The following is a 25215-nucleotide window of genomic DNA, read 5'->3' as shown; positions in this document are numbered from 1 at the left end:
TCTTACTCCGGAAAATAGCGGCTGATGGTGTCGATGACGCAGGCGGGCTTGTCGCTGCCTTCAATCTCTGTGGTGACGCGGACGGTGGACTGGATCGCGCCCTTGACCTCCTCGACCGCTACGATCGTGCCCGTGCCACGGATGCGCGATCCGACCAGCACGGGGCTAAGGAAGCGGGTCTTGTCCATGCCGACATTGACCCCGGCGGAGAAGCGCCGAACCTCGATCATCTGCGGCAGGAAGAGGTTGACCAGGCTGAGTGTAAGATAGCCATGGGCGATGGTCGCGCCGAACGGGCCGTCCTTGGCGCGAACCGGATCGACATGAATCCACTGATGATCGCCGGTGCAGGCCGCGAAGGCATCGATGCGGGCCTGATCGACGGTCAGCCAGTCACTGGCATCGAGTATCGTACCGTCCTTGCCGATCAGGTCGCGCGGGGTTTCGAAGACGACCGCCATGGCTCAGGCCTTCTGGCTCGACACGGGCAGGATTTCGCCAGTCATGTAGGAGGACAGTTCGCTGGCGAGGAAGATCATCACATTGGCGACCTCCCACACTTCGGCGGGGCGTTTGAAGGCTTCTTTCTCGACCAGCCGGTCCAGCGCCTCCTGCGTCGTCACCTTGGCGAGGAAGGGGTGCATGGCAAGGCTGGGCGCGACGGCGTTGATGCGCACGCCATGTTCGGCCGCCTCGATCGCGGCGCAACGGGTGAAGGCCATGACGCCAGCCTTGGCGGCGGCATAATGGGCCTGGCCCTTCTGCGCGCGCCAGCCCAGAACCGACGCATTATTGACCATCACGCCCGTTTTTGCGGCGTACATGGATGGCAGGAAGGCGCGGGTCATGCGGAACAGGCTGGTCAGCGTCACATCCAGCACACGGTTCCACTGGTCGTCGGTCATATCGACGACATCGACTTCGCCGCCCAGCCCCGCATTGTTGATGAGGACATCGACCCGGCCCAAGGCGGCCAGCGACGCGTCGCGCAGGCCCTGCACGGCCTGTTCGTCGGTGACGTCGCAGACGAACGTCGCTGGCCGTTCCACGCCCGCCTCATCGGCGATCCGGTCGGCGGCTTCGCCCAGGCGGCGTTCGTGGAAATCGCTGATGAGCAGCTTGCCTCCCTCCTCGGCGGCGCGCTTGGCGACGGCGAAACCGATGCCGGTGCCCGCCGCGGCGGTGACGACCACCGTCTTGCCGGTCAGCAGGCCGCGCGGCGTGGGATAGGGCGGAACGGGGGAAGTCGGGGTCATGCTACGTCCTTGAAGAGGAGGGTGGCCAGCGCTTCGCGATGCTGGTCGGGCGATCCCAGCCAGTTCGCGGTGGCACGGGCGCGCTTGAAATAAAGGTGGGCGTGATGTTCCCAGGTAAAGCCGATCCCGCCATGCAACTGGATCGCGTCGCCGGTGACGGATCGGCAGGCATCGGAAACATATTCGCGCGCAATATGGCAGGCTTCTGCCAGTTCCGCGCCATCCTCGTCGATGGCGGCGGCGGCATAATAAGCGGCGGAGCGAGAGGCTTCGATCAGAAGCATCATGTCGGCCAGCATATGCTTATAAGCCTGGAAGGAGCCGATAGCCCGCCCGAACTGCACCCGCTGCCGGGCATAGTCGACCGTGGCGTCGAGGCTATATTGCGCCACGCCCGCCTGCTCGGCGGCGAGCAGGCCCGCGCCGATGGTCAGGACGCGATCGATGGCGGCCTTGGCGCTGCCGGGCGCGCCCAGCAGTTGGTCCGGCGTGATCGCGCAGTCGAAAGTCAGCGTAGCAAAACGGCGCGTACGGTCCAGGCTGGGCAGGGGCTCGATGGTCAGGCCCGGCATATCCGCTTCCAGCACGACCAGACTGTCATCCGCCGTGGCGATGACGATCAGCTCAGCCACATGCGCGAAGGTGACGAAATGGGCGGTGCCGGTGAGCCGGTTGTCCGAAAGGGTCGGGCGGTCGGCTGTTCCCGCGAAACAGGCGCGCGTGCCCGACGCGAGACGAGGAAGAAGCGTCGCAAGCTGCCCCGCCTTGCCTGCGCCAACCACCGCCTGCACCGCCAGAACCGCTGTTTCGAAAAAGGGAACGGGCGCGAGGCACCGGCCCATTTCTTCCAGAACCAGCGCCATTTCCACCGCGCCCAGCCCCAGCCCGCCATGGCTTTCCGGCACCATCAGGCCGGCAAAACCCATTTCGCCAAGACCCCGCCAAAGCATTTCGTCGAAGCCGGTCGCGCTTTCCGCAGCGGCCCGGACGGCGTCGGTATTGGCGGCGTCGTTCAGGAAGTCGCGGGCGGCCTCCTGGATGGCGCGCTGGTCGTCGCTGAGTGCGAAGTCCATCAGGCGGCTCCGTACACCGGTTTGGCGGGTTCGCGGGTCGCGACCAGTTTGCGGACGATGATGTCCAGTTCGCGCGCGTCGAAGCGCGCGCCCTTGTCATGGGCGGGGCTGTCGGTCCAGCCTTGCGACAAGAAGATCGTGCCGCCCTTCAGTTCAAAGACCTGCCCCGTCACGCCCTGCGACTGTTCCGACACCAGATAGGCGACCAGCGGGGCCATGTTCTCCGGGGCGAAGACGTCGAAGCCGCCATCCTCGACCGCCATGTCAAAGGCGCCTGTATCGGTCATGCGGGTGCGGGCGTTGGGCGCGAGCGCATTGGCGGTAACGCCCAGACGCGCCAGTTCCGCCGCCTGCACCAGAGTCAAAGCGGCGATGCCCCCCTTGGCGGCCGAATAGGCCGATTGGCCTACCGATCCCTGCAAGCCCGCGCCACTGGTCGTGTTGACGATACGCGCGTCGACGGGATGGCCCGCCTTGGCCTGCGCCCGCCAATATTCCGTTGCGTGGCGCGTGGTGCAGAAATGGCCACGCAGATGCACGCGGATCACCGCATCCCACTCCTCGGGCGAGCAGGTGAAGAACATGCGGTCGCGCACGAAGCCCGCATTGTTCACGACCGCGTCCAGCCGCCCGAAATTGTCGAGCGCAGCATCCACCATGCGCTTGCCCGCGTCCCAGTCGGCAACGTCGTCGCTATTGGCGACCGCCTCGCCGCCCATGGCGCGTATTTCATCCACCACCTGTTCGGCGGCGCCTTTGGTGAGGCCGGCCTCACCATGGGTGCCGACGCCCAGGTCATTGATGACGAGCTTGCAGCCTTCCGCCGCCAGCCCCAGCGCATAGGCCTTGCCCAGCCCGTTTCCAGCGCCCGTCACAATCGCCACGCGTCCTTCGCAGATACCCATCGTCAAGCGTCCTTCAGAGATTTCAAAAGATGCGCGCTGAGGTCGCCGGCGAGGTCGACCTGCGCATAATTGCGTTCGGCAAAGCACCATTGGCCGTCGATCCGCTGAAAGCTGTCGTGATAGCGGCCCGTCGCCACCGGCTGGAGCGGATAGTCCTCGGTCGCCTGCAGCACCGTCCATTGCGAGCGGCTGGTGGCGCTTTGCCCATCACCGCTCAGCAGGATGATCGGGTTGGTGATGATATGCCGGGTGCGCGGCTTGCCGTCATAGAGGCGCATCCAGCTGCGCCACATGTCGGCGATGGCTTTCTCTCCTTCGACCCGCTGGCCGCCGGTGATCACCGCGCCATGCCGAAACAACCGCGCCGCGCCGATGAAATCCGCCGCGTCGATCAGCTCGGCATAAAGATAGAGCAGGTTGGGAATGGCGATGGCGGCGTCGTTCATGCCTGTTTCTCCCGCAAGGCGGCTGTCGGCCCGGTCAGGCGCACGGCAATGGCGTTCGACCGGATGCGCCTCCGGCCCGCTTCGGGCGCGGCCAGCGGCTGCGCCTCGATGAGGTCGGTCAGCGCGGCGCGGGCGAGTTTCTGATATTCGCCCTCGCCATCATTCTTCCATATGACCTGATGCGGTTCGAAGCTCTTGATGATTCTCGCCGGATTGCCCGCGACCAGACTGCGCGGCGGTGTGTGCGTGTCGGACTTTACGAGGCTCAGGGCCGCAACCAGATTTTCCGGCCCAATCACCGCATTGTCGAGGATCACCGCATTCATACCGATCAGTGCATTTTCGCCGACCTCGCAGCCATGGATGATCGATCCGTGCGCAATGGTCGCGCCACGCCTGATGATCGTGTCACGCAGCTGATTGGCATGGACGGTCACGCTGTCCTGAATGCTACTGTCGCCTTCCACGACAATCCGGCCGAAATCGCCGCGCAGTGACGCGCCGGGCGCAATGAAGCAGCCCGGACCCACGATCACGTCCCCGATCAGCGATGCCAGCGGATGGACATAGCTGGTCGGGTCGACCACGGGAACGATCCCCTGATAGGCGTAGCAGGGCATATTACAGCCGCTCGATGATGGTGACGTTGGCCTGTCCGCCGCCTTCGCACATGGTCTGAAGGCCATAGCGGCCGCCGGTGCGCTCCAGGGCATTGAGCAGAGTGGTCATCAGTCGGGCGCCGGTTGCGCCGATCGGATGGCCGAGTGCGATCGCGCCACCCTGTACGTTCACCTTCTCATGGGGAATGTCGAGTTCCTTCATCCATGCCATGGGCACGCTGGCGAAGGCTTCGTTGCATTCGAACAGGTCGATGTCGCTGACCGACATGCCCGCTTTCTTCAGCGCATATTGGGTCGCCGGGATCGGGCCGGTCAGCATCCACACCGGATTGGCGGCGCGCACCGAGAGATGATGGATACGGGCGCGGGGCTTGAGGCCATGCGCCTTCACCGCCTGTTCGCTGGCGATCAGCAGTGCGGCCGCGGCGTCGCAATTCTGGCTGGCGACGCCGGCGGTGACGATGCCGCCATCGCGCACCGGGTTGAGACCGGCCAGTCCTTCCAATGTGGTGGCAGGGCGGATGGTTTCGTCCTTCGACAAGCCGTTCAGGGCCACGATTTCCTTGTCGAACCAGCCCTTGTCCCAGGCCGCCTGCGCGCGCTGGTGGGAGGCAAGCGCGAACGCTTCCATCGCCGCACGGCTGATGCCCCATTTTTCCGCGATCATCTCGGCGGAGCGAATCTGGTTCACTTCCTCACCGCCATAGCGGGCGTCCCAGCCCTTCGCGCCCTGAAAAGGGCTGTCGAAGCCATAGGCCTGCCCCGCGAACATGGCGGCGGAGATCGGAATGGCGTTCATCGCCTGACTGCCGCCCGCGATAACGAAATCCTGCGTGCCGCTCATCACGCCCTGCGCCGCGAAATGCACGGCCTGCTGGCTGGAGCCGCACTGGCGGTCGACGGTAACGCCCGGCACTTCCTCCGGCAAACCCGCCACCAGCCATGCAGTCCGGCCGATGTCGCCTGCCTGCGGACCGATCGTGTCGCAGCAGCCCCAGACGACATCATCGACCAGAACCGGATCGATGCCTGTGCGCTTCACCAGCTCCCGGATCGGATGTGCGCCAAGGTCGGCCGGGTGGACGCCCGCGAGGCTACCCTTTTTACGCCCAATGGGCGAGCGGACGGCGTCGATGATATAGGCTTCAGGCATTTTTGCTCTCTCTGGCGAAGGTCTGCTCGGGGCCGTTGGGCTGGGTAAACAGCCGCTGCGCGATGCGGGCGCGGTGGAAGGCGGGCGTGCCCCAATTCCGGCTCAGCGCCAGCGCGCGTTTGAGGAAGAGGTGGGCGTCGACCTCCCAGCTATAGCCCATGGCGCCATGCACCTGGATCGAAGCGCGGGCGGCCTTGTCGGCGGCTTCCAGCGCGACGATCTTTGCATGGCTGACGCGCGCGCGCGCCTGCATGTCGCGATGGCCGATTTCCGCGGCCGCCGCCATGACGACAGGCCGGGCGAATTCGATCGCGACCTGTGCGGAAGCCAGATGATGCTTAACCGCCTGATAGCTGCCGATGGGTTTGCCGAACTGCTGCCGTTCCTTGGCATAGTCGACCGCCAGATCGACCGCGCGCTGTGCGAGACCGAGGCCCATGGCGGCGTTGAACAGCGCCGCCCGGTCGAGGGCCAAGTCCCAGTCTGCCTTGCCCAGCGGCGTGGCGTTGGCCGCGTCCCATTCCACGCGAAACAGGCGGCGAAAGGGATCGATGCTTGCCTGCGCGGTCAGCGTCACCTGATCGGGCGTGACGAGATAAGCCTCGCCCTCCTTCTCCAGCAGGATCGCCGCCGCGCTGTCGGCATTGGCGACGAAAGGATTGATCGGATGCGCGATGGCGATGGTAGCGAGCGGATCAGCAAGCGCCGCATGACCGGGCGCCAGCGCAGCCAGCATCGGCGCGGCGACGCCCGCGCTTTCGACCAGCGGCTCAGGGAGCGCGACATAGCCCGCTTCCTGGGCGATCAGGGTGAAGTCGATTTCGGACAGGTCGATGCCGCCTGCGCTTTCGGGCAGCAGCATCAGACTCAGGCCGGTTTCGACGATAGACGCCCAACGGGCATCGTCGTGTGCGGCGCCCGCTTCCATCATCTTGCGCCAGTGATCGGGCGTGCAGCTATCGGCGAAGAGCGTCCGCGCCGTCTCCGCGAACATCATCTGTTCGTCGCTGAGGGTGAAATCCATGTCCGCCCTCCTCAGCGCGGCAAGCCGAGCATCCGCTCGGCGATGATGTTGCGCTGGATCTCGTTCGACCCGGCATAGATGGGGCCCGCAAGCGCGAAGATATGGTCGTCGATCCAATCGACCGGATTGGCGTCCGGCGCGTCCTGCGTCAGTTCGGCGACAGGGCCGAGGATGGACAGCGCGGTCTGGGTCAGGTGGATGTCGAGCTCCGACCAGAAAATCTTGTTGGTGGAGGCTTCCGGCCCGATCTTCGCCCCCGCCATGAGCCGCGAGGCGGTCTGGTAGATATTGAGCGCATAGGCCTCTGCGTTCATGTGCGCGCGCACCACATCGGCTTCCAGCGCGGGATCGGCCGTTTCCTTATGTGCTTGCCACAGCGCGGCCAGCTTCGCCGCAGCGACCTGATAGCGGGCAGGAGAGCGCAGCATCAGCCCGCGCTCGAAGCCCGCTGTCGCCATGCAGATATGCCAGCCCTGGCCTTCGTCACCCAGACGGTTGAAGGCGGGGACGCGCACATTCTCTAGGAAGATTTCCGCAAAGCCGACATGGCCGTTGATCTTCTTGATCGCGTTGACGGTCACGCCCGGCGCGTCGAGCGGGAAGAAGATGAGGCTCATCCCCTTGTGCCGCTCCGTCCCCGGCGTGCGGAACAGGCCGAACGCCCAGTCGGCGAACACAGCGCGGCTCGACCAGATTTTGTGGCCGTTGAGGATATAATCCTCACCGTCGGCCACGCAGGTCGCCCGCACGCCGGCCAGATCGGACCCGGCCTGCGGTTCGGACCAGGCCTGCGCCCAGATTTCCTTGCCGCTCGCCATGGAGGGAAGGAAACGCTGTTTCTGCGCATGGGTGCCATATTCGATCAGCGTCGGGCCGAGGAGGAAGATGCCGTTCTGGTTGACCCGACCCGGCGCTCCAGCGCGATAATATTCCTCCTCGAAGATCAGCCATTGGATGAGGTCGAGGCCGCGCCCGCCATATTCGACCGGCCATGTCAGCATGCCCCAGTCGCCGGACTTGAGCGTCTTTTCCCATGCGCGATGGGCCTCAAAGCCTTCGCGCGTTGCGTCAAAATGTTCCAGCGTCGCGGTGGGCACATGGGCTTCCAGCCATGCGCGCGCCTCGGCCCGGAACGCCTGTTGTTCGGGAGTATAGGTCAGGTCCATCAGAACCGGGCCGCCTTGCCCGTGTCGACAAAGGCGTCGCGCGCCTTCTGGCTGTCCTCGTGCATGTACATTTCCAAGGTGAAGCCCTGTTCCCAGCGATAGCCCCGGTCGACGTCGCGGGCTTCCAGACCGTTCAATGCTTCCTTGGCGATCACGAGCGCCTTGCGCGACTTGGACGCGATCAGCGCGGCGAAGGCGCGGGCTTCGCTTTCCAGATCGGCGCGTGGCACGACCTTCTCTACCGCGCCCAGGCGATAGGCTTCCTGCGCGGGGATAGTGCCGCCGGTGAAGAAGGCCGCGCGCACCTTGTGCAGCGGCAACATGCGCGACATGTGGCTGGCCCCACCCATCGCGCCGCGATCGATCTCCGGCAGCGAGAAATAGGCGTCCTCCGCCGCGATGATCGTGTCGGACGCGCCGCAAATGCCGATGCCGCCACCGATCACGAATTTGTGGACTGCGACCACGACCGGAATTTCGGCTTCGTGGATCGCCTTGAAGGTCAGGTAATTGCCGCGATTGAGGTGCGGGATGCGCTCGGGGTGGGCCTGCATCTCCTTGATATCGACGCCGCCGCAAAAGCCGCGCCCCTCCGCGCGGATCAGGATGCAATGAACGTCCTCGTTGCGCGCCGCATCGGTGATGATCCTGGGCAGGCTGTTCCAAGTCGCGCTGTCGAAGGCGTTGACCGGCGCATGATCGAAGACAATTTCCGCGATCCGGTTTTCGATGGTGCATGTGATCGGCATCTTATCCTCCCTCAGAGCGCCGGAGCGGTCTCTCGACCCATTGAGGCCAGCGCGTTAAGCCGCCCATGGGCTTCTTCGACAATGCGATCGACGAGTTGCTGGCAGCTTGGAATTTCGTTGATGCGTCCGCCGACCACGCCGGTCGCCATCACGCCATGTTCGATATCGCCGTCGACCACCGCTTTCTGGATCAGCATCGGCATGGTCGCGGCCAGCATCGCCTGTTTGAGCGGCATGGCGCCATGGGCGGTCATGCCGCTTGCTGATCGGATGAGGTCGACCCAGCTTGCGCCGGTCTGCTTCTTCATCGTCCTGCTGGCCTCGATCGCGCGCAGCCACATGGTCAGTTTCCCGGATTTTTCGATCCGGTCGAGCAACGTCGTGCGCACCATTCGCTGCGGAATCCCGTCCAGCCTGGTGGTAACGATGATGCGGTCGGTGCCGGCCTTGAGATATTCCGCCTTGGCGCTGTCCGGCACCGGGCTTTCCTGCGTCAGCAGGAAACGCGTACCCATGGCGATGCCCACCGCGCCATAGGCCAGCGCCGCCGCCAACCCGCGCCCGTCAGCAAAGCCGCCGCTGGCGATCACCGGTACCTGCACCGCGTCCAACACCTGTGGCAGCAGCACGGTGGTCGGCACCGATCCGGTATGGCCGCCGCCTTCGCCGCCTTGCACATTGACCATGTCGACACCCAGTTCGACCATCTTCTGCGCATGTTTGACCGCGCCCACAGTCGGCACGCAGAGGATGCCCGCATCCTTGAACCGCGCGATCATCTTGGCATTGGGGCCGCGCCCGAAGCTCACCGCGCGCACCTGATCCCTGTTGGCCAGGATCAGCTCGACAATCTGGTCGGCACCCGGCTGGAACATGTGGAAATTGACGCCGAAGGGTCGATCGGTGCCGCGCCGCACCGCCAATAGCTTCGCGCGCGCTTCGTCCGGCGTCATCACCGCCGCGCCCAGAAAACCGAACGCGCCGGCCTTGGTGGAGCCGATGACGAGCGAGGGTTCGGCCACCCAACCCATCGCGGTCTGGATAATCGGCCAGCGACACCCCAGCCGCTCGGTCATGATTGTATGCAGCGGATCGCCCATCAGCCTTCGCCCGCGTCTTTCTTGTTCGCGGCAGCCATCGCCTTGCCGTCGAGGCCGCCGATCGAATTGCCCATCGTCAGGTCATTCTGGGCATGGGCGAAATGGTGCATATGATATTGCGCCTCGATGGCATTGCGCTTGCCCATCAGTTCCTCGACATGATTGATCGCCTGCTTGGTCAGCCAGTTGCCCAGGCGTGGCTGCGCGACCAGCTTTGCCGCCATCGCCGCCACCGTCTCGCGCAGCGCCTCGCGGGACACGACCTTGTTCACCATGCCGAACTGTTCGGCGCGCTGCGCGGTCATGCGCTCGCCCAGCAGCAGGAACTCCTTGGCGATACGCGGCGGCAGCTCATAGGCATGGGCGAAATATTCGACGCCCGGAATGCCCATGCGGTTGACCGGATCCTGAAAGAAGGCGTCCTCGCTCGCCACGATCAGGTCGCAGACCCAGGCCAGCATCAATCCGCCCGCGACGCAGGCTCCCTGCACCATCGCGATGGTCGGTTTGGCGACGTCGCGCCAGCGCCGGCACATCCCGACATATTGCTCTTTCTCGCGGGTGTAGAGCAGCTCGGCCGCGGGCTTGTTAACGTGGCCCGGCACCATCAACCGGTTGTCGAAATGTCTGTGCAAGTCGCGTCCCGGCGTGCCGATGTCGTGCCCGGCGGAAAAATGCTTGCCGTTGCCGCCCAGCACGATCGCCCGGACGTCATCGTCGTTCGTCGCAGTCATGAAGGCGTCGTCCAGCGCATAGGTCATCTGGCCGTTCTGGGCGTTGTTGAAGCCCGGACGGTTCAACATGATCCATGCGACATGGTCGATCACTTCATAGGTGACCGGCTCGTCGGTCTCATAGACGATGTCGACCTCTTGCGGTTCGACCAGACGATCACTGTCGCTCATCATGCCCTCCTTGCAGGCGGATTGTCCTTGATGACGGATGCGCGGATATTGTGGGGGTCGAGGCTGGCGATGATCGTCAGCGCCTCGGCGTTCGGTATCGGTGTTTCGACGATCTCGCCCTTTTCCAGCGGGAAGCCGGTCGCGTCCTGCACCTCCTCGAAGGTGACGCCCGGATGCAGGGACACGACCCGGATAGCGTTGTTCGTGCCACCGAAATCCATGACGCACAGGTTGGTGACGATCCGGCGCAGGTCGACACCCGCATAGTTGCCGCCTGGGACCCGCTTGGCCGGATTATAGCCCACGCCCGACACCATATCGACGTCGCCCGCGACGAAGGTGCGCGCCGAATGCATCGGGAAGAAGAAGCTGTTGGCGTGGTAGATGGTGTTGCCCGGAAAGCCGCGCACGCCCAGCATCTGCGTCTTGGGCTTGTCATAGGTGCCACCCAGATAGCTCAAATTGATCTGGCCGAAACGGTCGAGTTGCGTCGGCGTCACCATCGCATGGCGGCGTCCCGTCCACACCGCGCTGTCGAAGAAGCGCGAGAAGGGCAGGTGGCCCGCAGCCTTGCGGTCGTCATAGCCGCGCGGGCCGATCGGCACCGGCTGTTCGACCAGATAGGCTTCGCCATCGGTCATCATCAGTTCGGGGCTGTGGGTCAGCTTGGCGAGGCTGGCGCCCAGGCGTGGCACGGGGCCGACGCCGGTAGCGATGATCTCGCCATTGCCCCGGAAAGCCTCCGAACAGGCGAAAATGCAGAGTTCTGCCAGAGTCGCCTCAGTCGTTATTACGTCAGTCATCAGAATATCGGGAGCGGGAGAGCCGCTACCGCCTCCTTTCCGCCAATGCTATCCAGATAGGCCGCTTCGGTCGCGCCGACGAAGCGGTCGGCCACCGTCGCCCAGTCGCCCGGCTCCCGTGCCGCGTCGGCATAGGATTTGAACGCTTTCATGTCCCAGCCATAAGCGGGTGGCATGGAACTGGGGTGAGCGCCGCAGGGGGCGTGGATGACGCCGCTGACGAAGCAGCGTTCGAACACATTATAGTGCGCGTCCTGCGGATAATGATCTTCCATCCGGTCGACCAGTTCTTCTGTCGACGCATAGGTTTTGGTCGCGGCCTTGGCGAACCATTCGTCATAATAGGGGTCGGGGCCGAAGAGGTGGACATTGCCCCGCCAGTCGCTGCGATTGACGTGGAGCAGCGCGACGTCCAGCTTCAGCGCAGGCATGGCGATCAATGTTTCCGCGTCGGCATAGGGCGACTGCACGGTCTTGAGACCGCCCAGCTCGGCCAGATCGGTGCCCAGTCCGACGCGCGTCGGCAGGAAGGGCAGGCCGAAAGCGGCGGCCTTCAGCCCCCATTGGAACATCCCCTCGTCCAGTTCCAGCACCTCGATCTGCCCCGCTTCGCGCGCCTTGCGGAACCAGGGTTCGAGCGGAATGGCGTCGAGCGACACGAAGGCGAAGATCAGCTTCCTGACCTTGCCCGCCGCGCACAGCATCCCGACGTCGGCGCCGCCATAGGCGACGATGGTCAGATCTTTCAGGTCGGATCGCATGATCGCGCGGACCAGCGCCATGGGCTTGCGGCGCGGCCCCCAGCCGCCAATGCCGATCGTCATGCCATCGGACAATTGTCCGACGACGTCCTGCGCCGTCATCCGTTTATCGAGCATCTTCAGTCGTCCTTCTCATGGGCCCATTTGTGGCCCCAATCGCTTACCGTCATGCTGGTGGTCGGAACCCAGGTGGCCGGGTCGATGACCAGGCCGTTCCAGCCATATTCAATGTCGAAGCCGCCGGGCGTCTGCATGTAGAAGCTCGTCATCTTGTCGTTGACGTGACGGCCCAGCGTTGCGGACAGTGGTACTTTCCCCTTGCTCTTGAGTACGCGGTCATAGGCGCGGCCGACATCTTCCAGAGTCGCGGCTTCCAGCATCATATGGACGGCGCCGTTCGGGCTTTCCGGCATCTGGCCGAGCGCCAGACTGTGGTGGCGACCATTGCAGTGAAGGAAGGCGAAGCCGACGCCGGGATCGTCCGGTCCGCCGCCCATCAGGAAGAAACGGCCGAGGTCGGTATCGCCAAAGCCCATCACATCTTTGTAGAAATTGTGCGTTTCCGCGAAATTGGGGGCGGTGAGCACGACATGGCCAAGGCCCATGTCGCCATTGTCGCCGGTCACGAAGCCGCTGACGCCCGCGGGCGAGACGAAGGGAGCGTAATCCACGAACCGGCCGTAGAAGATTTCCATCGCGTTGCCGGCAGGGTCCGATGACCGCGCCAGTTCATAGACCTGCCGCGCGCGCGCTTCCATGATGTCGGCGCGTTCGACCGGCCGCCCTGCCGCTTCCAGTCTGGCCAGAAGTGCATCGAAATCCTCGCGACTCGCACACTCCCATCCCGGTGCGATAAACGCGTTGCGCGCGCCCTTCTGTACCCAGAGACGGAATGGACGATCGTCCATGCGGAACAGGGCGACATCGTCCCGCGACGCCGTTGTCGGCATCAGGCCCGCAATATCGCAGGCGAAGGCGCGCCAGTCGTTCAGGTCACGCGCCTCGATCATCACATAGCCCAGCGAAATTACAGCCATTCCTGCCGCCTCATCCTATCGTCCTGCATCATTCCAATGTCGCCGCATGAATCGCATTATAATACGCAATTCCATATTTTGGATCACGAACATGCTTGTGATGCATGTCATTTTCCGCGATTTGCAACGAAACAATGGCAATTCGTTGTAAATATGCCTATATGCATCGCGCAGAATGTGCAACCCCTCCTGTGCTTGACATTTTGCGTATTTTAAATTTATATAAACTACGCATATAGCCAAAATGGTCCAGGAGACTTTGGATGGAGACGAGGATGACCGCGGCAGCAGCAAATCGATCGACGGGAAATGGCGAAGCGCTTGCGCCGTCCGCCGAGGCGCTGGTCGAAAGGGCGCGAGCCATGATTCCCCTGCTGAAAAGCCGCGCGCGCGGCTGCACGGCGGCCAATGACGTACCGCGCGAAACGGTGGCGGAAATGACCGAGGCGGGATTCTTCCGTATCCTCCAGCCGCGCCGTCATGGCGGTTACGAGATGCATCCCAATGTCTTCTTCGACGTGCAGAAGGCGCTGGCCGAAGGCTGCATGTCGACTGGCTGGATCTACGGCGTGCTGGGCTGTCATCCTTATGAACTGGCGTTGTTCGACGACCGGGCGCAGCAAGATGTCTGGGGCGACGATCCTGACATGCTGGTGTCCTCCACCTATCAGCCGGTGGGCAAGGTGGAGAAAGCGGAAGGCGGTTTCTACCTGTCGGGGCGCTGGGGCTTTTCCTCGGGCTCGAGCCATTGCGGCTGGGTGCTTCTGGGCGCGATCAATTTCGACACCGATGGCGGCCCGCCTGACATGCGCACCTTCCTGTTGCCGCGCTCGGACTATCAGGTGATCGAAGGGACATGGGATACGTTCGGGCTGCAGGGTACAGGCAGTTTCGACATCCTCGTGGAGCGGGTGTTCGTCCCCGAATATCGTACCCATCGTGCTGCCGATGGCTTCGCCTGCAAGAATCCGGGACAGGAGGCCAATGACGGCCCGCTCTATCGTATGCCCTGGGCGCAATTGTTCACGCGCTCCGTTTCCACCGCTGCTTTCGGTGGTATGCGCGCCGCCATCCAGGCGGCGATCGAGATCATGCAGAGCCGGATATCCACCAACACCGGCAAGGCGTCCAAGGCTGATCCGAACCTGCACGCTGCCATCGCCCGCGCCATTGCCGAAACCGACGAGATGGAGCTGACCCATCGCGCGACCTTCGACGAGCTGATCGGCTATGCCGAACGCGACGAGGCCATTCCGATGCAGCGCCGCGCGCTGTTCGCCTATCAGTCGGCCAGCGTCGTGCGCCGTCTGGCGGACCTGGCCGACGACATGGTGAAACTGCTCGGCGGCCGGGCCGTCTACATGTCCAGTCCGATCCTCCAGCCCTGGCTCGACCTTCATGCCGCCCGCGCGCATGTCGCCAACGATCCCGCCAACCGCATCGGTGACGTAGTCGGCACCATGCTCGGCGAAGCGCCGGCCTTCACCTTCGTCTGAGGAGCATCATATGACGCATGACATCAGCTGCCGCACGCATCGCGTGGCGGGCGGCCATGACATTATGCTGGCCGAAGTGGGTGCCGGCCCCGCGCTGGTCTTCATCCATGGCAGCGGACCGGGTGCATCGGGCCAGTCCAATTTCCGGCAGAATGTGCAGGCCTTCGCAGACGCCGGATTTCGCGTCATCCTGCCTGACCTGATCGGCTATGGCGCGTCGTCCAAGCCCGAAGATATCGACTATACGCTGCAACTTTTCACCGACACCCTCTATGAAGCGCTTGTCGCCCATGGCGTGGACAAGGCGATATTGGTCGGCAACTCCCTGGGCGGCGGTATCGCGATCCAGATGGCGCTCGACCATCCGGCCTTTGTCGACCGCCTGATCCTGATGGCGCCGGGCTGCATTCATGAGCGCGAGGACTATTTCAAGATGCCGGGTATCGCCGGCATGGTCAGTTCCTTTGGCGGTCCCGATTTCAACGAAGATGAACAGCGTCGATTGATAACCAATCTGGTTCATGATCCCGTCCATGTCACGGATGACCTGGTTAAAGAACGCTTCGCCGTCGCTCGCACCCAGCCCAAGGATGTGATCATGCGGATGCGTACGCCCAATCTGGCGCCGCGCCTGGGCGAACTCACCATGCCGATCCTGCTCTTCTGGGGCTATAATGAGCGCTTCATGCCGCTGGAGGGCATCACACTCTTTTTCGAGGCGTGCCCCGACGTGCGCTGCGTGACGTTCAACAAGGTCGGTCATTGGGTGCAGGTGGAGCGGGCCGCAGAGTTTAATCGCTATGCGCTCGAATTCCTCCATGGCTAGTGCCGCCATGACTGTGCGCCGTCCGGTGGATGTCGCGCAGGATTTTCGCGGCGCGATGCGACGTCTGGCGTCCGGCGTGGCGATCGTCGCGGCGAAGGGCGCGCACGGTCCCGTCGGCATGGCGGCGACCTCCATCACTTCGCTGACCGTCGATCCGCCGGCGATACTGGTCTGCGTCGGCCAGTCGACGGGCATTCATCCCTGCCTCGCCCCAGGCTGCCCCATCAGCATCAACATCCTCTCGCGCCATCAGCGCGAGGTGTCGGTCGCGTTCGGCGGCGCTATGGCGCAAGAGGCGCGCTTTGCCGTCGGCCGCTGGGTGCCGGATCACCACGACCTGCCGATGCTGGACGAAGCGCAGGCGAATCTCGCCTGCACGATCTTCAGCATGACGCCCTTTGGCACCCATAGCATCGTGGTGGCGCGCGTGGACGCTGTGCGTCTCGGCGAAACCGTCGATCCCCTCATCTATCAGGACGGAGCCTATCTGTGAGCGACACTAGCCTGAACGACGGCCTTGCCCATGAACTCTATCGCGCCTTGCGGGAAGAACGCGCCGTCCCGCCGTTGATGAGCCGGTTTCCGGACCTGACGATCGACGATGCCTATGCCATCTCGCTGGGCGCGCTGGAAAAGCGCAAGGCTGATGGCGAACGGGTCGTTGGCAAGAAGATCGGCGTGACGTCGAAGGCGGTACAAGACATGCTGGGGGTGCATCAGCCCGACTTCGGTTTCCTGACCGACAGAATGCATGTGGAAGGTGATATCGACGTCAAGGCGAATGGCCTTATCCAGCCACGCGCCGAGGCAGAGATCGGCTTCATCCTGAAGGACAGTCTCAAAGGGCCGGGCGTCACCGCAGCGCAGGTCATTGCGGCAACCGAAGCGATCATTCCCTGTTTCGAGATCGTCGACAGCCGGATCGAAAACTGGAAGATCGGCATCGTCGATACCATCGCCGACAATGCGTCCTGCGGCGTCTATGTGCTGGGTGACGCGCGCGCCGATCCGCGTGACCACGACCTGCCCAACCTCCACGTCACCGTGACCAAGAACGGCCAGCCGCTCTCTGAAGGCTATGGCCATGCGGTGCAGGGCTCGCCCGCCGAGGCCGTTGCGTGGCTGGCCAATACATTGGGTGCCTATGGCGTGACGCTGGAGGCTGGCGACGTGATCCTGTCGGGCAGCCTGGTGCCGCTGGAACCGGCGAAGGCCGGCGACATATTTGAAATGCAGTTGCATGGCGTGGGCGCCTGCACTGCGCGCTTCGTTTAAAGTGGAGGTTTCATGACGGACAAGGTCAAGGCAGCGATCATCGGTTCGGGCAATATAGGCACCGACCTGATGATCAAGATGGTCAAATATCCGCAAAATATGGAGTTGGTGGCGGTCGTCGGCATCGACGAGGCGTCCGAAGGTCTGGCCATGGCCCGCGAACGCGGCGTGGCCACCACCCATGAAGGGCTGGACGGCCTCCAGAAGATGGAAGCCTATTCCGACATAGGGATCGTGTTCGACGCGACCAGCGCCTATGCGCATAAGGTCCATGACGCCGCCCTGCGTGCCGACGGTAAGCAGGTGGTGGACCTTACCCCTGCGGCGATCGGCCCCTATACGATCCCCACGGTCAATGGCGACGCCAATCTGGATCAGCCCAACGTCAACATGGTGACCTGCGGCGGTCAGGCGACGATCCCGATGGTCGCCGCCGTCAGCCAGGTCGCAACCGTCCATTATGCCGAGATCGTCGCGTCGGTGTCTTCGCGCTCCGCCGGGCCCGGCACACGGGCCAATATCGACGAGTTCACCCGCACCACCGCCGGCGCGATCGAAAAGGTCGGCGGCGCGGCGCAGGGCAAGGCGATCATCATCCTCAACCCCGCCGAACCGCCGATGATCATGCGCGATACGGTCTTCACCCTGTCCGAAGGCGCCGACGAAGACGCCATCCGTGCGTCGGTCGAGACGATGGTGAAGAAGGTGCAGGCCTATGTGCCGGGCTATCGTCTGAAGCAGGAAGTGCAGTTCGAACGCTTCGGCGACAACAACAAGCTCAAAATTCCCGGTCGCGGCGAGTTCACCGGCATCAAGACGATGATCCTGCTCGAAGTCGAAGGTGCGGGGGACTATTTGCCCAGCTATTCGGGCAATCTCGACATCATGACCGCGGCCGCAAAGGCGACCGGCGAGCTGCTCGCGCAGCGTATCCTCGAAGGCAAGAAGGTGGCGGCATGAGCAGCACCAAGTTCAACGTCGAAGCCGGCGACAAACTCTACATTCAGGACGTCACCCTGCGCGACGGGATGCACGCCATCCGTCACATGTATGGCATCGACCATGTGATGGCGATCGCCAAGGCGCTGGACGAGGCGGGCGTGGACGCGATCGAGGTCGCCCATGGCGATGGCCTCAACGGCGCCAGCTTCAACTATGGTTTCGGCGCGCATACCGACTGGGAATGGCTGGAGGCAGTCGCCTCTGTGCTGACCCGATCGGTCCTGACCACCCTTATTCTGCCGGGCGTTGGCACGGTCGATGAGCTGCGCCGCGCCTATGATATCGGCGTGCGATCGGTCCGCGTGGCGACCCATTGCACCGAAGCCGATGTGTCCAAGCAGCATATCGGCATCGCCCGCGACCTGGGCATGGACGTCGCCGGCTTCCTGATGATGAGCCATATGATCGAGCCGGAAAAGCTCGCGCAGCAGGCGGCGTTGATGGAAAGCTATGGCGCGCAATGCGTCTATGTGACCGACAGCGGCGGTGCGCTCGACATGGACGGGGTGACGGCCCGGCTCGAAGCCTATGATCGCGTCCTCAAGCCCGAAACCCAGCGCGGCATGCACGCCCATCACAATCTTGCGCTGGGCGTCGCCAACTCGATCGTCGCGGCGCAGGGCGGCGCGGTGCGCATCGACGCATCGCTGACCGGCATGGGTGCGGGCGCGGGGAATGCGCCGCTCGAAGTGTTCGTCGCCGCCGCCGATCGCAAGGGCTGGAACCATGGCTGCGACGTCATGATGCTGATGGACGCGGCCGAAGATCTCGTCCGCCCATTGCAGGACCGCCCGGTGCGGGTCGATCGCGAAACCCTGGCGCTTGGCTATGCGGGGGTCTATTCCAGTTTCCTGCGTCACGCGGAAAAGGCAGCCGAAACCTATGGTCTCGACACCCGCACCATTTTGGTCGAACTGGGCCGGCGCAAGATGGTCGGCGGACAGGAGGACATGATCGTCGACGTCGCGCTTGACATGGTGAAGGCGCGCGAAGCAGTCGGCTGATCGATCGGCCATGCAGCTGTCGCTCGACCATATCAGCGTAACCGACACGACCCCGTCGCGGCTGGCAGACATCGCCGCCGCGACGGGTTGTTCGGGCATTTGCCCGTTCCTGCGTTCGATGGCGGTATTGCCCGCCATGCCCGACTACGACCTCGTCACCGACGCGGCCGAGCGTCGCGCCACCCGCGCGGCGCTGGCCGCGGGCGGATTGACGGTCGATCTCGTCTACCCCTTCACCTTGGCGCGCCGCACCGTGGTCGCGGATTTCGAGCCTGCGCTGGCGGTGGCCGCCGAACTGGGCGGGCGGTTGGCTAATGTCCTTTGCTACGACCGCGATCTCGCGCGCCAGATCGATCGTTTGAGCGAACTGGCCGACCTAGCCGGACAATATAGCATTGGTCTTGCTATCGAATTCTATCCTCCTTCACAGATACGAACTCTCGCTGACGCGCTCGCCACGGTCGAGCGGCTGGGCCGCGACGATGTCGGCGTCACGGTCGATCTGCTCCATATCATGCGGGGTGGGGAGGCCGGCAGCAGCATGGCCTTGCTGGCGGTGCCGCACATCCGCATGGCGCAGATCAGCGACGGGCCGGCGACCCTGTCGGCCGACCGCATCGAATGGGAAGCGGGCCTGCAACGGCAACTGCCTGGCGAAGGGCATTTCGATATTCCGGCCTTCCTAACTGCGCTCCACCGCGATATTCCGATCAGCGTGGAAGCGCCGCAGCAGGCGGCGATGGCGGCCGGCGTCCCCGCGCTGGAGCGCGCGCGTGGTGCTGTGGCGGCAACCAAGGCCATGATGATAAAAGATAATCGGAGAGTATGAGACATGCGTGACCTGATCGATCCATCTCTGCTGCCGGGGCTGGACTTCATGCCGCCGCTGGATCTGACGAATGACAGCCTTCCTGCGATCCGCGCAGGCATGGATCAGATGTCGGCGACGGCACCGGAGCCGGACAATAGTGGCGTCATCTGGCGTGAAGAGCGTCTGGCGGATGGTCCGTCGGTCAGGATCTATACGCCGGATGGTGCGACCGGACCGCTTCCGGCGATCCTGCATGTGCATGGTGGCGGCTATGTGGTGGGGTCGGTCCGTACCAATCATCTGGCGAATATAGAAATGGCGGCGTCGGTCGCGGCGATCATCGTCTCGGTCGACTATCGTCTTGCGCCTGAAACCGTCGCGCCGGGCGCGGTCGAGGATTGCTATGCTGCGCTCCGCTGGCTGCATGAAAGCGCAACCGGTCTGGGCGTCGATCCCGCGCGCATCGCCATTCGCGGCGAAAGCGCGGGCGGGGGGCTTGCCGCGGCGCTTGCGCTCCTGGCCCGCGATCGGGGCGGCCCGGCCATCGCGCACCAGAATCTCATTTATCCCATGCTGGACGACCGTACCTGCATCACGCGGCTCCCCGATCATCTCGGCGCCTTCGTCTGGACGCCGCAGGCCAACGCCTTCGGCTGGCGTTCGTTGCTGGGGCAGGAGCCGGGATCGGCCGACGTCTCTCCCTATGCTGCGCCCGCTCGCGCGCAGGACCTGACCGGCCTGCCACCCGCCTTCATCGCGGTCGGCGCGCTCGATCTGTTTCTGGTCGAGGACATGGATTATGCCCGTCGCCTGATCGAGGCGGGCGTAGCCACGGAAATGCACGTCTATCCGGGCGCCTATCATGGATTCGACGTGATGCCCGATACCGCTCTGGCCCGGCAGATGAAGCGCGACGCCTGCGCTGCGTTGCGCAAGGCCTTGTATTCGAGCGAAACCGCCTGACCGTCCCGCCGGATGGCGCAAGGCTCAGTGTCGCGCGCCATTCCGACAATTTTTCGGCGGCCAGAGTCCGTCGACCCTGCATGTTGACCAGCCGCCTAATGCAGCAAAAGCGGTAGAGGAGTGCGTCAGCCACCGGCCTTATCGGGCCGTGCCCGGCATGTCGGGGGCCGGATCGAATGGTCGATATTTGCTTGAATCAATGCATTGATTCTCGTTTTGATTAGGTGCATTTATTACGCAAATAATGGCTTTCAGGGACAGTTTATTGTTGCGTGATACGCAGATTTCAGGGTTTTCCATGCCTCCGGGGCAGCAGGTGGCGATGCGCTGCGGCAATGGTTCGGGCAGCGATTTTCGGCTGGTCCATAGTGACTGGCCCTCCGCAAATCCACGCGCTATGGAACGCTACGGCATAGTGGGAGGCGGGTGAGAATGCAGATCAGAAGCGGGCGAAACGGTACGCCGCCGACGTTGGACGGTCTGGACACCAATATCATCGACATATTGCGGACCAATGGTCGGGCGACGAACCAGGAAATCGCCGAGCGCCTGTCCGTTACCGCCGCCACCGTGTCCGCCCGCTTGCAGAAGATGGAAGAGGCGCGGGTCATGCGCGTCGTGGCGGTCACAGACTTCGCCGCCCATGGCTATAATGTCATCATCGCGCTGGGCGTGAAGGTGCAGGGGCGCAGCATCCCGGATGTCGGTCGCGATCTCGCCAAATTCCCGGAGGTGCTCAGCGTCAACATCATGAATGGCGATCATGATCTCGAACTGCTGGTGGCGTTGCATGATTTTTCGGAGGTGCAGCAGCTTCTGTTCGATCATATCGCCGGTATCGACGGGGTCGTGCACATCACGTCCGGCATCGCGGTGGACATTGTGAAATTCGAATTCAACGTGGTGCCGCTATGACCGAACGCCCGACCTGGGAACGCCTGGACAAGCTCGATCAGGGTATCGTCGACAAGCTGGCGCAGGACGCCCGCATCTCCAATCGCGCCATCGCCGCCGAACTGGGCGTGACCGAAGGCACGATCCGCACCCGGATCAAGCGGTTGCAGAATGAAGGGCTGATCCAGTTCACCGTGGTCACCGACTTCCGCATGGCCGGGTCGCCCAATCTCTGCATGATGGGGATCGATGCCGACCCCTCGCATGTGTCCGACCTCGCTCGCGCTCTGTCTGATATTCCCGAAATCACATGCGTCGTGGTGCTGCTCGGCCGTTACAGCCTGCTGGCGATGGGCCTGTTCACCAATATCGAGCAGCTCAACGACCTCATCATCGATCGCATCCGGCCGATGCCGGGCGTGCAGCGGGTCGAAACCTCCATCTCCGTCCACAACCTCAAATATGAGGCAGGCATCGCCAAGATTACGCGCATGACGGCGGACGACTGATCCGGTCAGGCGCTGGCGGCGGCCGTTCGTATCATATGCACCAGTTCGGCCTGACGATGCGTACCGGTCTTGGCGAAGATCGCCCGCAAATGCGCCCGCGCCGTGTTGTGGGCGATATCGAGCCGTTGTGAGGCGTCTATCAGTGATATACCTCTGGCCAGTTGGACTGCCAGCGCGGCTTCGGCGGGTGTCAGTTGGAAGCGATGACGCAGCGTCGCGGGATCGAGTCTGTCGGAGCGGTTCGGGTCGCTCAGGAACAGGGCGATGAAGGCGCCGTCGCCATAAGCGGATATGGGCAAGGACAGGGCGCGCCCGCGCAGCGATGATCCATCCGGCGCGGCCATGTCGAAAGCGGTTTCTTCGCCCGGCGGCGGCGGGGATGCCAGGAGGCGGGCGAGCATCGTCACGCCGGCGCCGGCTTGCGGCTCCAGTCGCCCCTGTCGTTCCATGATGACTATCCCCTCGCGCAGCAGGCGCTCCGCCGTGGCGTTGCGGCGCATGATCCGGCCATCGCGACCCAGCACCAATGTCGCGACGGCCAGCCCGGCCATCGCGCTGCTGAAGATTTGCCGTTCGGCCTGCGTCGTCGTCAGCCGGGCATGCAATTCCAGTGCGACCCGCAGATGCGGCACCAGGCTGGCGATCAGCGCACTTTCCCGCTCACTGAAATCCGGCAGATTCTGATAGCGTGTGATGCGCAGGCGGAAGGACGCGCCGGACGGTGCTTGCAGGTCTACACCCAATATTTGGGCGGACCCGGTGCTATCCATCCAGTCCTTGAAGCGGGACGGCACATGGCTGACGAAATCCTGATAGGACATGACCTGTCCCTCTGGCAGATCGACGAAGGGGTCGGCGTCGGACAGGCTTTCATATTCGCCGGCGCGGACCGGATCGACCCCCGGCGTCACCAGGGCGTCGATTCCGGTTCGGCCGGTGGCGATGATCAGCGTGGCGAAGCTCGCTTGCGCGGCGGCGGCCAGATCCTCCAGAAAGCCCTCCCAGGGCGGATCGCGGGTCAGCCCGCCATACAGCCCCAGGAGCAAATTCGGAAGAGCGGAGGCATCTGTGTCGGCCACCCTTGGCTGATCCTCTTGTCCATTCTCCTTCCGATATCGAACCAAGCGCCCCGGAGCGCAAGCGCGATCAGCGCCGCCAGGCAAGGGTGAGGCTGTAGCGGCGCGGCGGCGAATAATAGGCTTCGGTAAAGCCGAAGCTGGTGCTGGCGTCATAGCCTGCGGTGATGATCCGCCGGTTGGTGAGGTTGTCGACCCCCGCCCTCAGAGACAGGCCGCGATCGCTTAGCCGCAGTTCCGCGCTGGCATTGACGATGGCATGATCGGGCTGGCGCAGCAGCGCCGTATTTTCGGCGTCAACGAACACCGCGCTTTTATAGGCGACATCGACGCGAATCAGGCCGTCCAGCCCCTCGCTCAGGGCGGTTTGATAGACGGCGCTGGCATTGGCGGTGATATCCGGCGCCTGCTTCAGGCTGCGGTTGCTGACGTCGGTCGGCACGCCGTTGATGACGGACATATAGCTCAGATATTTGGCGTCAAGCAGGCCGAGCGCACTGGTCAGCGTGAAGTGGCGCGATACCCGGAAATTGCCCTCCAGCTCTATGCCCTGAATACGCGAGCGCCCGGCATTTTCGTTACGGACCACGAGCAGGCCGGAAGTCGGACTGACCGTCGATACTAGGATTTGCTGGTCGCGATAGGCGTTGCGGAACACCGCCAGGTTGATGGTGGCGATCCGGCCGAATCCGGCCTTGATCCCGGCCTCATAGGCGGTCAGATGTTCGGGATCATAGGAGCCGATCTCTTCCAGCGAGGTGGGCCGCCCGTTGAAGCCGCCGGACCGGAAGCCCTTCGAGAAGGAGGCGTAGGTCAGCAGGTTCGGCCTGACCTTGTAGGACAGCGACGCGCGGGGCGTGAAAGCGTCCCAGCTCTTTTCCAGCGTGTAGCTGGGTGTGCCCGCCAATAGTGGCTGGTTGGCGTAGATGCGCATCGCCGACTGGGTGAAGCGTTTCTTCTCCCAGGTGTAGCGCGCGCCCAGTTCCAGCGAGAGATTGTCCAATATCTCATAATTGCCGTTGGCGAACAGCGCCAGATTGTCGGTCCGCTGCCGGTTGCGGAAATCAATGTTGAAATCGAGCGCGGTCGCGAGCGCCGGGTCGAAACCGGCGGCGATCAGCCGGGGATAGAGCCCGTCCGCCACGACCAGCCGGGTATTGTCGCGCGTCTTCTCCCGATAGGCGAACGCGCCCAGCAGCAGCGCGCCACGGCCGCCCAGGTCGAGCGACAATTGGAGTTCCTGGCTGATCTGGCGGGCCTGTTCGTCATGAATGTCGCCTGCATAATTGACGGTGGACGATGCGTCGCCGTCGCGCCCGAACAGGGCGTCGACATGGCGATAGGCGGTGATCGACTTCAGGGTCGCGGGCCCCACATCGGCGGTCAGAGTCAGGGAGCTGTTGAAGGCGTCGGTTTCATCCTTGTTGAGCGCGGCGGTGCTGTCCGTCCGGTCGATATCGCCGGGTACGGTGCAGCAGGGCGCGATGAAAGCGGATTGCAGCCCGGACAGGAAGGTGGGGGTGAAGGCGACCATGCTGTGGGGCGCGCTATGCTGGCGGCGGCGCAATCCATCGGCCTGCAGAAGCGCATCGATCGTCGCGCCCCTATAATGTAGCGCCAGCTTGCCGCCGACGACATTGCGGTTGCCCAGATTGTCGCCCGAGGGGATTTTCTGCCAGCCCTCGCCAAATTCGCCTAGCGCCGCCACGCCCAGCGACCAGCTGTCGGACAGGGGCGTTTCGGCATAGGCCCGCGCCCGCACCGTATTGAAGGAGCCGTAGCGCAGGTCCGTTTCGACCCGCTGCTCCTGGCCGGGAACCGACGAGACGATGTTGATCGCCCCGCCGACCGTATTCTTGCCGAACAGCGTGCCTTGCGGCCCCCGCAGCACCTCGATCCGGTCGATCCCCAGCAATTCCGTCATCGCGCCGAAGGTGCGGGCGACATAGACTCCGTCGATATAGACGCCGACCGCCGGGTCGGAGGTGATGATGAAGTCGTTTTCGCCCACGCCCCGGATGAAGGGAGCGATGCCGCCGCTATTGCCGCCCTGGCCCGGCGTGAACTGGATATTGGGCGCGATCTGGCTGACCTGTGTCACATTGTCGAGGCCGCGGCTGTTCAGCGCGGCGGCATCGACGGCGCTGACCGCGATCGGCACATCCTGCAGCCGCTCCTCGCGGCGGCGGGCGGTCACGACGATGTCGTCGCTGGTTTGGGCGCCGTCGTCGGCGGCGCGCGTGCCGGATTGTGCCAGCGCGGCAGGCGCGAGCAGGGACGCCATGGCTGCTATGGGCAAAGCGATCTTCTTCATAATTCTCCCCCAATTATTTTTCTATGTTGCCAGGCGGCTGGGCGGGC

27 protein-coding genes are annotated in these 25215 nt (G+C 63.8%); 10 read left to right on the top strand and 17 right to left on the bottom strand.

Going from position 1 to position 25215, the window contains the following annotated elements; translation table 11 throughout:
- Nucleotides 1–2: 2 nt before the first annotated feature.
- Genes SBA_RS20735 through SBA_RS20665 form a run of 15 tightly spaced genes read right to left on the bottom strand, consistent with a single transcriptional unit; the run spans nt 3 to nt 12998 of the window.
- Nucleotides 3–461, bottom strand: coding sequence for a MaoC family dehydratase (locus SBA_RS20735; protein WP_261936823.1), 459 nt, complete (start codon nt 459–461; stop codon nt 3–5).
- 3 nt (nt 462–464) lie between these two features.
- Nucleotides 465–1256 carry an SDR family oxidoreductase gene (locus tag SBA_RS20730; RefSeq protein WP_261936822.1) on the bottom strand — a complete coding sequence of 264 codons (792 nt, stop codon included), beginning with the start codon at nt 1254–1256 and terminating at the stop codon, nt 465–467.
- Complete coding sequence (locus tag SBA_RS20725) at nt 1253–2329, bottom strand: acyl-CoA dehydrogenase family protein (RefSeq protein WP_261936821.1); 1077 nt, start codon at nt 2327–2329, stop codon at nt 1253–1255. The genes SBA_RS20730 and SBA_RS20725 overlap by 4 nt, the downstream gene beginning before the upstream one ends.
- Nucleotides 2329–3234, bottom strand: a complete 906-nt coding sequence (locus tag SBA_RS20720) for an SDR family oxidoreductase (protein WP_261936820.1) — start codon at nt 3232–3234, stop codon at nt 2329–2331. Before SBA_RS20720 ends, SBA_RS20725 begins: the two co-directional genes overlap by 1 nt.
- Nucleotides 3235–3236: 2 nt before the next feature.
- A complete protein-coding gene (locus SBA_RS20715; RefSeq protein ID WP_261936819.1) occupies nt 3237–3680 on the bottom strand; it encodes a nuclear transport factor 2 family protein in 444 nt (147 codons plus the stop codon).
- The gene (locus SBA_RS20710) at nt 3677–4300 is read right to left on the bottom strand and encodes a phenylacetic acid degradation protein PaaY (RefSeq protein ID WP_261936818.1); all 624 of its coding nucleotides are present in this window, start codon (nt 4298–4300) and stop codon (nt 3677–3679) included. The genes SBA_RS20715 and SBA_RS20710 overlap by 4 nt, the downstream gene beginning before the upstream one ends.
- Nucleotide 4301: 1 nt before the next feature.
- Complete coding sequence (locus tag SBA_RS20705; RefSeq protein WP_224549082.1) at nt 4302–5453, bottom strand: acetyl-CoA C-acetyltransferase; 1152 nt, start codon at nt 5451–5453, stop codon at nt 4302–4304.
- Nucleotides 5446–6477 (bottom strand): acyl-CoA dehydrogenase family protein, encoded by a 1032-nt coding sequence (locus SBA_RS20700; RefSeq protein ID WP_261936817.1) that lies wholly within the window; start codon nt 6475–6477, stop codon nt 5446–5448. Before SBA_RS20700 ends, SBA_RS20705 begins: the two co-directional genes overlap by 8 nt.
- A gap of 11 nt (nt 6478–6488) precedes the next feature.
- Complete coding sequence (locus SBA_RS20695; RefSeq protein ID WP_261936816.1) at nt 6489–7643, bottom strand: acyl-CoA dehydrogenase; 1155 nt, start codon at nt 7641–7643, stop codon at nt 6489–6491.
- Entirely contained in the window at nt 7643–8392 is a 750-nt protein-coding gene (locus tag SBA_RS20690) for an enoyl-CoA hydratase family protein (protein WP_224549079.1), read from the bottom strand. The genes SBA_RS20695 and SBA_RS20690 overlap by 1 nt, the downstream gene beginning before the upstream one ends.
- 11 nt (nt 8393–8403) lie before the next feature.
- Complete coding sequence (locus SBA_RS20685; protein ID WP_261936815.1) at nt 8404–9492, bottom strand: NAD(P)H-dependent flavin oxidoreductase; 1089 nt, start codon at nt 9490–9492, stop codon at nt 8404–8406.
- Nucleotides 9492–10397 (bottom strand): enoyl-CoA hydratase, encoded by a 906-nt coding sequence (locus SBA_RS20680; RefSeq protein ID WP_261937483.1) that lies wholly within the window; start codon nt 10395–10397, stop codon nt 9492–9494. The genes SBA_RS20685 and SBA_RS20680 overlap by 1 nt, the downstream gene beginning before the upstream one ends.
- On the bottom strand, nt 10397–11200 hold the full coding sequence (locus SBA_RS20675; RefSeq protein WP_261936814.1) for a CoA-transferase subunit beta: 804 nt from the start codon (nt 11198–11200) through the stop codon (nt 10397–10399). Before SBA_RS20675 ends, SBA_RS20680 begins: the two co-directional genes overlap by 1 nt.
- The gene (locus SBA_RS20670; RefSeq protein ID WP_261936813.1) at nt 11200–12078 is read right to left on the bottom strand and encodes a CoA transferase subunit A; all 879 of its coding nucleotides are present in this window, start codon (nt 12076–12078) and stop codon (nt 11200–11202) included. The genes SBA_RS20675 and SBA_RS20670 overlap by 1 nt, the downstream gene beginning before the upstream one ends.
- A gap of 2 nt (nt 12079–12080) precedes the next feature.
- Nucleotides 12081–12998, bottom strand: coding sequence for a VOC family protein (locus SBA_RS20665; RefSeq protein ID WP_261936812.1), 918 nt, complete (start codon nt 12996–12998; stop codon nt 12081–12083).
- 275 nt (nt 12999–13273) lie between these two features.
- On the opposite strand from SBA_RS20665, the gene SBA_RS20660 reads away from it, so the two are divergent.
- The 10 genes from SBA_RS20660 (at nt 13274) to SBA_RS20615 (ending at nt 21778) form a co-directional block, all read left to right on the top strand.
- The gene (locus tag SBA_RS20660) at nt 13274–14494 is read left to right on the top strand and encodes an acyl-CoA dehydrogenase family protein (RefSeq protein ID WP_261936811.1); all 1221 of its coding nucleotides are present in this window, start codon (nt 13274–13276) and stop codon (nt 14492–14494) included.
- Nucleotides 14495–14504: 10 nt separating this feature from the next.
- Complete coding sequence (locus tag SBA_RS20655) at nt 14505–15320, top strand: alpha/beta fold hydrolase (protein ID WP_261936810.1); 816 nt, start codon at nt 14505–14507, stop codon at nt 15318–15320.
- A 7-nt stretch (nt 15321–15327) separates the two neighbouring features.
- Nucleotides 15328–15813: a flavin reductase family protein gene (locus tag SBA_RS20650; RefSeq protein ID WP_261936809.1), complete on the top strand. Its 486-nt coding sequence runs from the start codon at nt 15328–15330 to the stop codon at nt 15811–15813.
- Nucleotides 15814–15890: 77 nt separating this feature from the next.
- Complete coding sequence (locus tag SBA_RS20645; RefSeq protein WP_261937482.1) at nt 15891–16595, top strand: fumarylacetoacetate hydrolase family protein; 705 nt, start codon at nt 15891–15893, stop codon at nt 16593–16595.
- 12 nt (nt 16596–16607) lie between these two features.
- Nucleotides 16608–17555 (top strand): acetaldehyde dehydrogenase (acetylating), encoded by a 948-nt coding sequence (locus SBA_RS20640; protein WP_261936808.1) that lies wholly within the window; start codon nt 16608–16610, stop codon nt 17553–17555.
- Complete coding sequence (gene dmpG / locus SBA_RS20635; RefSeq protein WP_261936807.1) at nt 17552–18601, top strand: 4-hydroxy-2-oxovalerate aldolase; 1050 nt, start codon at nt 17552–17554, stop codon at nt 18599–18601. The genes SBA_RS20640 and dmpG overlap by 4 nt, the downstream gene beginning before the upstream one ends.
- Nucleotides 18602–18611: 10 nt before the next feature.
- Nucleotides 18612–19430, top strand: a complete 819-nt coding sequence (locus tag SBA_RS20630) for a sugar phosphate isomerase/epimerase family protein (protein WP_261936806.1) — start codon at nt 18612–18614, stop codon at nt 19428–19430.
- Nucleotides 19431–19433: 3 nt separating this feature from the next.
- Nucleotides 19434–20375, top strand: coding sequence for an alpha/beta hydrolase (locus SBA_RS20625; protein WP_261936805.1), 942 nt, complete (start codon nt 19434–19436; stop codon nt 20373–20375).
- A gap of 432 nt (nt 20376–20807) precedes the next feature.
- Nucleotides 20808–21290, top strand: a complete 483-nt coding sequence (locus tag SBA_RS20620; RefSeq protein WP_224549065.1) for an Lrp/AsnC family transcriptional regulator — start codon at nt 20808–20810, stop codon at nt 21288–21290.
- Complete coding sequence (locus SBA_RS20615; protein ID WP_224549064.1) at nt 21287–21778, top strand: Lrp/AsnC family transcriptional regulator; 492 nt, start codon at nt 21287–21289, stop codon at nt 21776–21778. The genes SBA_RS20620 and SBA_RS20615 overlap by 4 nt, the downstream gene beginning before the upstream one ends.
- 5 nt (nt 21779–21783) lie before the next feature.
- Here the strand turns inward: SBA_RS20615 and SBA_RS20610 are convergent, their stop codons facing one another.
- Nucleotides 21784–22857, bottom strand: coding sequence for a helix-turn-helix transcriptional regulator (locus SBA_RS20610; protein ID WP_261936804.1), 1074 nt, complete (start codon nt 22855–22857; stop codon nt 21784–21786).
- 67 nt (nt 22858–22924) lie between these two features.
- Nucleotides 22925–25168: a TonB-dependent receptor gene (locus SBA_RS20605; RefSeq protein ID WP_261936803.1), complete on the bottom strand. Its 2244-nt coding sequence runs from the start codon at nt 25166–25168 to the stop codon at nt 22925–22927.
- Between the last annotated feature and the right edge of the window lie 47 nt (nt 25169–25215).

This window comes from Sphingomonas bisphenolicum, from assembly GCF_024349785.1.
In the GTDB taxonomy this organism is placed as follows: domain Bacteria; phylum Pseudomonadota; class Alphaproteobacteria; order Sphingomonadales; family Sphingomonadaceae; genus Sphingobium; species Sphingobium bisphenolicum.
This window is presented reverse-complemented; position numbering and strand designations above follow the sequence as displayed.